A 10,109-nucleotide genomic window follows, 5' to 3' on the forward strand; every position below is an offset into this window, starting at 1 on the left:
TCGAACCACCCCAGGAGGAAATCGAAGATGAAGCAACACCGAAAGTTGGCCCGCGTGGTCGCCGGTGCGGCGGTGGCGGCCCTCGTGCTGACGGGCTGCCGCGGCGGCGGGGACGAGGACAGTGCCTCCGGGCCCGGCATCACCGAGGAGGCGTGTCCCGACGCCGTGAACAAGGACAACGGCTGCATCTACCTCGGTGCGATCTCCGACCTCACCAAGGGCCCGTTCGCCCCGCTGGCCGTGCCCATCACCGACGCGCAGAAGGCGTTCTGGAAGAAGGTCAACGAGGACGGCGGCGTGGGCGGCTTCGACGTCAACATCGACAAGTACATCGCCGACGCGGAGTACAACCCCGAGATCCACAACAAGAAGTACCAGGAGATGCGCAACGACGTCCTGGCGCTGGGCCAGACCCTCGGCTCCTCGCAGACGCTCGCGATCCTGGAGGACATGAAGGCCGACGACGTCATCGGCGTGCCGGCCTCGTGGAACTCTGCCTGGGACTTCGAGGACCAGATCCTGCAGTCCGGTGCCAACTACTGCTTCGAGGCCATGAACGGCGTCGACTGGGCGGTCGCGAACCGTGGCGTGAAGGGCAAGGTCCTGGCGATCCACTACCCGAACGACTACGGCGGAGACGCCGCGGCCGGCGTCGAGGCCGCCGCCAAGGCGAACAACCTCGACTTCAAGGCCGTCGAGACCGCCACCGGCCAGGACAACCAGGCCGGTGCCGTCGCCGCGGTGCTGAAGGAGAAGCCCGACCTGGTCTACGTCACCACCGGACCGGCCGAGATGGCCACGATCCTCGGTGGCGCGGCCGCGCAGGGCTGGAAGGGCACCGTCGTCGGCTCGAGCCCGACCTGGAACCCGGCGCTGCTGCAGACCGAGGCGGCCCCGGCCCTGGAGGCGATGTACTTCCAGGCCGGTCCGTGGGGTCCGTGGGGCACCGAGTCCGACGGCCACAAGGCCATGCGTGACGCCCTGGCCGAGGTCGACTCGCCCAGCGACGGCTACACGGCGGGCTGGGTGTGGGAGTACCCGCTGCTCGCCGCGCTCAAGGCCGCTGCCGACATGGACGGCGGCGTCACCCGTGAGAACGTCGTGAAGGCCGCGAAGGACCTGGACAGCGTCGACTACGAGGGCATGCTGCCCGACGACGCGTTCAACCAGACCGGCGAGGCGAACGACGTGGCCTGGCGCCAGAGCGTGATCTCCAAGGTCGACAAGGAGGCGCCCACCGGTGTCTCGATCGCCGAGGAGATGAAGGCCGGCCCGACGGCCGAGGGCTACGACTACACCGAGCCCTGCTTCGCGCTGAACTGACAGGACAGGAGGGGGCCGGCCCGCGAGGGTCGGCCCCCTTCGTCGTCACCGGAGCTCGACCGTCCGATCCAGGTGCAGATCGGCCAGGAACGCCTCGTCGTGGCTCACCACCAGCAGCGCACCGCGGTAGGACTCCAGCGCCTCGGTCAGGTGGGCGACGCTCGCGAGGTCGAGGTTGTTGGTCGGCTCGTCCAGCACGAGCAGCTGGGGCGCCGGCGTCGCCAGCAGCAGGCTGGCCAGCGTGGCCCGCCACCGCTCGCCGCCGGAGAGCGTCCCGACGGGCTGCTCCACGGCGTCGCCCCGGAACAGGAACCGCGCCAGCTGCGCTCGCACCGTGCCCGGCTCGATCTCGGGTGCGGTCGCCCGGACGGACTCGATGACCGACCGGTCGGGGTCGAGCAGGTCCACCCCCTGCGGCAGGTACCGCCAGGGCACGTGCACGACGGCCCGGCCGGACCGCGGCGCCTGGAGCCCGAGCAGCGCCCGCAGGACCGACGTCTTGCCGGTGCCGTTGCGTCCGACGAGGGCGATCCGCTCGGGTCCACGGACGTCGAGGTCGACCGCGCGGGCCGTGCCGAAGGCCGGTACGAGCCCCTCGGCCCGCAGCACCTCGCGGCGCGGCGGCACCGCCGTGTCGGGCAGGTCGAGCCGGATGCGGCGGTCGTCGCGCACCCGGTCCTGCGCCGACTCCAGCGCCGTCCGCGAGGCGTCGAGCCGGTCCTCGTGCACCCCGCGCACCCGACCGGCCGAGACCTCGGCGCGACGCTGGTAGGCCCCGGCCACGATCTTCGGCAGGCTGTCCGCCCGGGCACGACCCTGGCGGTCGCGTCGCGCCTGCTTGGTCTGCTGCTCGACCAGGTCGCGCCGTTGGCGACGCACGTCGGCCTTCGCCGTCGCCAGCGCCTGCGCGGCCGACTCCTGCTCGGCCGCGACGGCCGCCGCGTAGTGGCTGAACGGTCCGCCGAACCAGCGCACGCCCCCGGCGCGGACCTCGCCGATGTCGTCCATCTGCTCGAGCAGGGACCGGTCGTGGCTGACGATCACGAGCGCGCCCGTGAACTCGTCGACGATCCGGGCCAGCCGCGCCCGCGCCGGCGCGTCGAGGTCGTTCGTGGGCTCGTCCAGCAGCAGGACGTCCGGGTCGGTGAGCATCAGCCCCGCCAGGCGCAGCAGGGTCGCCTCGCCGCCGGACACGGCGGCGAGCGGCCGGTCGAGGTGGAGCCGGCCGAGGCCGACCCGGCCGAGCCAGCGCTCGGTGCGCTCGGGCAGGTCCCAGCCGTCACCGACGAGGTCGTAGTCGGCCGGGTCGACGGAGCCGCGCTCGATCCGGGCCAGCGCCGCGAGCCGGGCACCGACCCCGAGGACGTCGGCGACGGTCGCCCCGGCATCGGACCGGGCCTGGGGCAGGTGGGCCACGGCGCCGGTGACCTCGACCGTGCCGGACGTCGGGCGCAGGTCACCGCGGATCAGGGCGAGCAGCGTCGACTTGCCGCCGCCGTTGTCGCCGACGAGGCCGTGACGGCCCGGGCCGAGCGAGAACGTGAGGTCGTCGAACACGGTACGGCCTTCGGGCAACACGAACGACGCGTGGGAAAGGGAGAGGGAGGAGGACATGCGGGAGATCTCCGGGTCGCGGGTGGGCGGGCGGGATCTCAGTTCTCCATGTGTTCCAGCCTAACGGCGGTGCGTACCGTCCCACAACGCTCACTGCGGTCGGACCTGACGCACCGCCCCCACCGGCGCGGTGGGACCGGACGAACCGCCACCGGGGGTGTCGCCGTCCCGCGTAGACTCGACCCTTGTGGCCGAACTGACCGCGCACGAGAAGACGCGCCTCGACGAGTTGCGCAGCACCCATCCCGTCCTGACCGAGCTGGGGGCCCGCTTCGTCGACGCCGGCCACGAGATCGCGCTGGTCGGCGGCCCCGTGCGCGACGCCCTGCTGGGCCGTCCGGTGACCGACCTCGACTTCACGACGTCCGCCACCCCCGACGAGATCGAGCAGGCGGTCAAGGGCTGGGCCGACGCCACCTGGGACGTCGGGCGTGAGTTCGGCACGATCGCGCTGCGCAAGGGCTCCGAGACGCTCGAGATCACCACGTACCGCGCGGACGAGTACGACCCCGACTCCCGCAAGCCGGTCGTCGCCTTCGGCACCAACCTGAACGACGACCTCGCCCGGCGCGACTTCACCGTCAACGCCATGGCCGTGCGGCTGCCGAGCCTGGAGTTCGTGGACGTCCACGGCGGCCTCGACGACCTGGCCGACCGCACGATTCGCACGCCCATCGGTCCGGACATCTCCTTCGGCGACGACCCCCTGCGCATGATGCGCGCCGCGCGGTTCGTCGGGCAGCTGAACTTCATCACCGCGCCCGACGTCACCGAGGCCATGACCGCGATGGCCGACCGCATCGAGATCGTCTCCGCCGAGCGGGTCCGCGACGAGCTGAACAAGCTGCTGGTGTCCGACCACCCCGTGCTGGGCCTGCGCGTCCTCGTCGACACCGGTCTCGCCGAGCGCGTCCTGCCCGAGCTTCCGGCGCTGCAGCTCGAGAGCGACGAGCACCACCGTCACAAGGACGTCTACGAGCACTCGCTGATCGTCCTGGAGCAGGCGATCGACCTCGAGCACCGCCTCGACGAGCGCCCCGACCTGACGATCCGTCTCGCCGCGCTGCTGCACGACATCGGCAAGCCGCGCACCCGCCGGTTCGCCGGCGACGGCACTGTCACGTTCCACCACCACGACGTGGTCGGCGCGAAGCTCACCCGCAAGCGGATGCGCGCCCTGCGGTACCCCAACGACATCACCGACCGGGTCGCCCAGCTGGTCGAGCTGCACCTGCGGTTCCACGGGTACGGCAGCGGCGAGTGGACCGACGCCGCGGTGCGGCGCTACGTCCGCGACGCCGGCGACCAGCTCGAGCGCCTGCACATCCTCACCCGTGCGGACAGCACCACGCGCAACCAGCGCAAGGCCCTGCGCCTGCAGCGGACCTACGACGACCTCGAGGCGCGCATCGCCCAGCTCGAGGCGCAGGAGGAGTTGCAGTCCATCCGGCCCGACCTCGACGGCAACCGGATCATGGAGGTCCTGGGGATCGGTCCCGGCCGCGAGGTCGGTGAGGCCTACCGCTTCCTGCTCGACCTGCGGATGGACCGGGGCCCGCTGCCCGAGGAGCAGGCGATCGAGGCCCTGCGCGCCTGGTGGGCCGCGCGCTGAGTCATCGCCGCCGGTCCGGCCGCCGTGCCCACTACGATGACGTGGTGACGATGCGCGCCTGGCTCACCGCCTTCGTGGTCGCGCTGTCAGTCCTGGTCGGCGCCCCCACGCCCGCGGCGACCGCCTCCGACGGCTCGCTCTCGGTGCAGATCGACGGCCTCACCCCCTCGCGGCTGTCGGCCGACGCCACGATCCGGATGAGCGGCATCATCCGCAACACCGGCTCGACGCCGTGGAAGGCCGTCCAGGCCTACCTCGTCATCCCGCGCGGTCCGTTCGAGTCCCGCGCCCAGATCGAGACCGCGATCGAGGACGGCCAGTCCTACACCGGCGAGCGTGTGGTCGACGCCGGCACCTTCGCCGAGGTGGGCGACCTCGCCCCGGGGGCGTTCCGGCGGTTCCAGGTCACCGTGCCCGTCTCGCGCCTGGGTTTGGCCGGCGCGGGCGGCGTGTACCCCGTGGGCGTGCAGATCCTGGCCACCGACGACGAGGGCCAGCGGTCCAACGACGCCGTCGCCCGGGCCACGACCTTCCTGCCGTGGGTGTCCGACCCCGACACCGCCATCCCCGCCGGAGTCGTGTGGCCGTTCACCCCCACCTGGGGCCCCGGCGGCCGCGACCTGGAGAAGATCGCGGTCTCTGCCGAGTCCGGCCAGCTGCGGCGCTACCTCGACGCCGCCGCCGCGACCCCGCGCGAGGGCCGCACGATCATGCTCGACCCGTCGCTGCTCGACCAGCTGCGACTGCTGACCGATCCCGATCGCCTGCCCGAGGGAGTCAGGGTCCCGGAGGCCCGCGCCGACGCGGTGACGACGTGGCTGGCCGACCTCCGCCGCCTCGCGCTCGACTCCACGACGTGGGTCGTGTCGTACGCGCGGCCCGACGAGCTGGCGCTCAACCGCTACCCCGAGAACGCCGAGGAGCTATGGGAGCGGGTCGACGACGCCACCTCGCAGGCGCTCGCCGACCACGCCCTCACCGGGGCGCGAGCCTCGTGGCCCACCATCGCCGGCACGACCCTGTCGATGCTCGAGGACATCCGCGGCCGGGGCGAGGGCCCCACGCTGGTGTCCCGCCAGAGCGTGCCCGACTGGGAGCCGCGCCTGGGCTCGGTCGTCAGCCTCGACACCGTCAACGGTCCGCTGCCGCTGCTGGTCAACGGCGCACTGCCCGACATCCCCGGTGCCGAGACGGCCGTGACGCTGCGCCAGCGGATCCTGACCGACGCGGCCCTGGCCGCGCTCTCGCGCGACGGCGACAGCGGATCGCGCGCCGACGCCCTCACCGTCGTCGACCCGAGCTGGGATCCCGGTGCCGACGGGGGCGAGGTCGTGGCCAGGGCGGTCACCACCCGCGGCAGCGGAGGCCTCACGCGGCCCACCACGGCGACCGCGCTGGTCCGCTCGGCGCCGCTCACGTACACCGGCGACGTGCCCGAGCAGGTCGACACGACGTCCCTCAGCGCCACGGATCTCGACCGGATCGCCACCCTGTCGCGGACCCTCGACCGCCTCGACGAGGTCGTGGTCGACGCCGATCGCGCCGCTCACCACCGGGCCGTCGCCGGACTGCTCTCGGTGCGGTGGCGCCCCGACACCGCGATGCTCGACCGCGCCGTCGCGAACGAGCTGGCGTCCGTCGAGTCCGTCCTCGGCGACATCGCGATCGACAGCCCGTCGACCATCACGCTCTCCAGCAGCCGCGGCGGGTTCCCGCTGACGATCTCCAACGACACGAAGGAGCCGGTGCGCGTGGGCCTCGACCTCGCGGCCGACAACCCCTCCCTGGAGCTGGACGACATCGCCCCCGTCGAGATCGACGCCGGCGAGCGCCACACGTTCACGGTCGAGGTCGACCTCGAGGAGCAGACCTCGAGCACCGTCACCGCGCGACTCGCCACCGAGTCAGGCGCCACCTTCGGCGAGCCGGCCGTCTTCAACATCCGCTCCAGCAACGTCGGCCTGATCGTCTGGGTGACGATGGGAGCGGCCGGGCTGCTCGTCGTGCTGACGTGGGCCCGCCGCTTCCGCACGCGGCGTCGCCGTCGTGGCCGCGCTCCCGTCGCCGACGCCCGGTTCGAGGACCACGATGAGTGACCCGAACCTCGCGCGCGCCAGTGCCTGGATGGCGCTCGGCACCATCGTCTCGCGGGTGACCGGCCTGCTGCGCTCGCTCGTGCTGCTGGCCGTCGTCGGCAGCGCCCTGAACGGCTCGATCTTCAACGTCGCCAACTCGATCCCCAACTCGCTGTACATCCTGGTCGCGGGCGGCATCTTCAACGTCGTGCTCGTGCCCCAGCTCGTGCGGGCGATGAAGAGCGACCCCGACGGCGGCGACGCGTACGCCAACCGGATCATCACCCTGGGCCTGCTCGTGCTCGGCGCCGCCACGGTCGTGCTCATGCTCGCGGTGCCGCTGCTGCTGCGCCTGCTGTTCGGGGCGGACATGTTCACCGAGGAGTTCACCCGCCAGCGGGAGTCGGCGTACCTGCTCATGGTGCTGTGCATGCCGCAGGTGTTCTTCTACGGGGCCTTCGTGCTCGTGGGGCAGATCCTCAACTCGCGGCAGCGCTTCGGGCCGATGATGTGGGCGCCGATCATCAACAACCTCGTCGCCCTCGCGGTGCTCGGCAGCTACGGCTTCGTGTTCGGCGTGGCCGCTCCCGGTGCCGACGACGGCTTCAGCCCGGGTGAGGCATGGCTGCTCGGCCTCGGCTCGACGCTCGGCATCGCGGTGCAGGCGATGGTCCTGGTGCCGTTCCTGCGCCAGGTGGGCTTCCGCTACCGCCCACGGTTCGACTTCCGCGGGGTCGGGCTGAGCCACACCCTCAAGCTCGGCGCCTGGACCCTGGCCTTCATCGTGGTCAACCAGATCTCCTACTTCGTCATCGTGCGGCTGGCCTCGGGCGCCGACATCGAGGGCCGCAAGCGCGACGTCGACAGCGCCGGCCAGGTCGTCTACGACGTCGGCTTCCTGATCAGCCAGGTGCCCCACGGCGTCATCACGGTCTCGCTGGCCACGGCGATCATCCCCACCCTCGCGGCGCGCGCGGCCGACCACGACTTCGCCCGGATGCGCCTCGAGCTCGCGCGCACGCTGCGCCTGGCGCTGATGCTGATCGCGCCCATCGCCGTCGCGGTCGCGTGCCTGGGCCTGCCGATCGCGGCGGTCCTGACCGGCTTCGGCGCGGCGCGGAGCAACACCGGCGCCATCGGCACCACCATCTCCGCCTTCGCCCTCGCGCTGGTGATGTTCAGCCTCCACTACGTCGTCCTGCGCGGCTTCTACGCCCTCGAGGACACGCGCACGCCCTTCTTCATCCAGGCGTTCATCGCCGCGGCGAACATCGCCGTGGCCGTCGCGCTCACCACCGGGGCGGCGCCGATCGAGGTGTCGACGCGACTGGCCCTGGCGTACGGGCTGGCCTACACGGCGGGGCTCGCCGTCTCGGCCACCGTGCTCTCGCGCCGGATCGGGTCGCTGGCCGATCCCGAGACGGTCCGCTTCGTCGTGCGGCTCGCGCTGGTGTGCACCGCGGCGGCCGCGGTCATGCTGCTGGGCCGGTGGGGCTGGCAGGAGCTCGTCGACGCCGGCGAGCCCGAGCCCCTGTCGGCCTTGGGCGAGCTCGTCCTGGTCGGCCTGGCCGGTGCTGGCACCACGGTGCTCGTCGCCCGGCTGCTGCGCGTCGAGGAGCTGCGCTATGTGGTCGACAGCGTCCTGCGTCGTGGCTGACCGCCGTACGATGGCCTGGGTGCCACTGCGCCTGCGTCTCGAGGAGGACTGAGGACTGATGAGCGACCGGAGGCCCCACGTCTCCGGCGACGTGCTCGCCTCGCGGTACGAACTCGCCGACCTGGTCAGTGAGAGCCTCGGCGCCTCGAACTGGCGTGCCGTCGACCGCATCCTGCACCGCAACGTCCGGGTCGAGATGCTCCCGGCTCACGATCCGCGCGGCGAGAACTTCCTGCAGGCCGCGCGTCGCTCGACCAGCGTCACCGACCACCGCTTCCTGCGGGTGCTCGACCTGCTGCAGGACGAGGACGGCGTCCACGTCGTGGTCCGCGAGTGGGCCAAGGCCACGCCGCTGAGCCTGCTGCTGGCCCAGTCGCCGCTGCCGAACCGGCGCACCGCCACGATCGTCGCCGAGGTGGCCGAGTCGCTGGCCCACGCGCACGAGCGCGGGCTCGTGCACCGCCGGCTCACCCCGCACCAGGTCCTGCTGAAGGAGTCCGGCGCCGTCCGCATCGTCGGCCTGGGCGTGGCCACCGCCCTGGCCCCGGCCGACCACCAGGACTCCGCCGACGACCTCGCGGCCTACCGGTCCGCCGACGTCACGGCGCTGGGCAAGCTGCTCTACGCCTGCCTGGTGAGTCGCTGGCCCGGCGGGCACGTCGACGGCCTGCGCGCCGCTCCCACCGAGCACGGTCACCTGCTGAGGCCCCGCCAGGTGCGCGCCGGGGTGCTGCGCGAGCTCGACGACATCTGCGACCGGATCCTCGAGCCGGACCGGCACCCGCACGACGCCCTGAGGACGGCCGACGAGATCGCGCGCGTCCTCTACGAGGCCGGCGAGGGTGACGAGGACCTCTTCGACGAGCCGCTCGGGTACGACGTCACCTCACCGGACCTGCTGCGCCTCGATCCGGTCGTGGAGCCCTCCGGCCCGCCCCCGGGACTCGAGCCGCCGCGTCGCCGGCCCAAGGCCTTCGCGCCGAAGCCGCCCACGCGACGCGAGCGGTTCGCCGCGCGCCTCGCGCTGATGACGCACGGCGACCGGGCCCTGGTCCTGCTCGGCCTGGTGACCGCGGTCGTCCTCTCGGGCGTGCTGGCGTTCCTGGTCGGCCGCGAGTTCGGGCGCGAGGGCGATCCGTACTCCCAGTCGGCGCCGGACGCCCCCGTGCGGGTCCTGCCGGTCGACCGGGTCATCGACTTCGACCCGCAGGGCGAGGACGGCTCCGAGAACGCCGGTCAGACGTCCGCCGTCCTCGACGACGACCCCGACAACGGCTGGACCACCAGCACCTACTACAACCGCGCCGACCTGGGCGGGCTCAAGGACGGCGTCGGCGTCGTGCTGGACCTCGGCTCCGTCCGCCAGGTCGAGCAGGTGCGGCTGCGCCTGGCCGGCAGTCCGACCGACCTGTCGATCCTCACGGCCCCGCCGAAGACGGCCACGGCCCCCCGCGACCTCGACGACCTGCGCGAGGTCTCCACGATCAACGGAGCGACCGAGGACGTCTCGGTCGCCCTGCCGCGCGACGCTCGCACGCGCTACGTCGTGGTCTGGCTGCGGTCGCTGCCCGAGATCAGTCCCGGAGAGTTCCGCGGCGAGATCCGCGGTGTCACCGTGCGTGGCCGATGACCGAGGCCGCGGCGCGGGAACATTCACCGCCTAGAATCCGTTGCACCACGTGAACCCGATCGAAAGCGCCTCTCCATGACCGACGACGTCCGTAGTCTCATCATCATCGGCTCCGGCCCCTCCGGATACACGGCTGCGATCTATGCCGCACGTGCGAACCTCAAGCCCCTCGTGTTCGAGGGCTCCGTCACCGCCGGC

7 protein-coding genes are annotated in these 10,109 nt (G+C 72.4%); 6 read left to right on the forward strand and 1 reads right to left on the reverse strand.

The genetic code is table 11. The features are described 5' to 3' along the window. Window positions 1-27: 27 nt before the first annotated feature. Complete coding sequence (locus AFL01nite_RS13775) at window positions 28-1,323, forward strand: ABC transporter substrate-binding protein (RefSeq protein WP_146828335.1); 1,296 nt, start codon at window positions 28-30, stop codon at window positions 1,321-1,323. Window positions 1,324-1,368: 45 nt separating this feature from the next. Here the strand turns inward: AFL01nite_RS13775 and AFL01nite_RS13780 are convergent, their stop codons facing one another. After that, window positions 1,369-2,880 (reverse strand): ABC-F family ATP-binding cassette domain-containing protein, encoded by a 1,512-nt coding sequence (locus AFL01nite_RS13780; RefSeq protein ID WP_246119726.1) that lies wholly within the window; start codon window positions 2,878-2,880, stop codon window positions 1,369-1,371. 244 nt (window positions 2,881-3,124) lie between these two features. Here AFL01nite_RS13780 and AFL01nite_RS13785 point away from each other — a divergent pair, with 244 nt between their 5' ends. The 5 genes from AFL01nite_RS13785 to AFL01nite_RS15650 form a co-directional block, all read left to right on the forward strand. Further along, on the forward strand, window positions 3,125-4,549 hold the full coding sequence (locus AFL01nite_RS13785) for a CCA tRNA nucleotidyltransferase (RefSeq protein ID WP_186813958.1): 1,425 nt from the start codon (window positions 3,125-3,127) through the stop codon (window positions 4,547-4,549). A gap of 50 nt (window positions 4,550-4,599) precedes the next feature. Next, a complete protein-coding gene (locus AFL01nite_RS13790) occupies window positions 4,600-6,645 on the forward strand; it encodes a DUF6049 family protein (protein ID WP_246119728.1) in 2,046 nt (681 codons plus the stop codon). Further along, window positions 6,638-8,281 carry a murein biosynthesis integral membrane protein MurJ gene (gene murJ, locus AFL01nite_RS13795; RefSeq protein ID WP_146828342.1) on the forward strand — a complete coding sequence of 548 codons (1,644 nt, stop codon included), beginning with the start codon at window positions 6,638-6,640 and terminating at the stop codon, window positions 8,279-8,281. Before AFL01nite_RS13790 ends, murJ begins: the two co-directional genes overlap by 8 nt. 58 nt (window positions 8,282-8,339) lie before the next feature. Then, the gene (locus AFL01nite_RS13800) at window positions 8,340-9,911 is read left to right on the forward strand and encodes a protein kinase family protein (protein WP_146828344.1); all 1,572 of its coding nucleotides are present in this window, start codon (window positions 8,340-8,342) and stop codon (window positions 9,909-9,911) included. Window positions 9,912-9,986: 75 nt separating this feature from the next. After that, the coding region (locus tag AFL01nite_RS15650) for an NAD(P)-binding protein (protein WP_371862838.1) at window positions 9,987-10,109 on the forward strand (123 nt) is incomplete at its 3' end.

This window comes from Aeromicrobium flavum (assembly GCF_007992115.1).
Classification (GTDB): Bacteria; Actinomycetota; Actinomycetes; order Propionibacteriales; family Nocardioidaceae; genus Aeromicrobium; species Aeromicrobium flavum.

Excerpts from the sequence above, each read along its gene's own strand:
- AFL01nite_RS13775 (WP_146828335.1), top strand. The coding sequence starts at position 28 with ATGAAGCAACACCGAAAGTTGGCCCGCGTGGTCGCCGGTGCGGCGGTG.
- AFL01nite_RS13790 (WP_246119728.1), top strand. The coding sequence starts at position 4,600 with ATGCGCGCCTGGCTCACCGCCTTCGTGGTCGCGCTGTCAGTCCTGGTC.
- AFL01nite_RS13800 (WP_146828344.1), top strand. The coding sequence starts at position 8,340 with ATGAGCGACCGGAGGCCCCACGTCTCCGGCGACGTGCTCGCCTCGCGG.
- murJ (WP_146828342.1), top strand. The coding sequence starts at position 6,638 with ATGAGTGACCCGAACCTCGCGCGCGCCAGTGCCTGGATGGCGCTCGGC.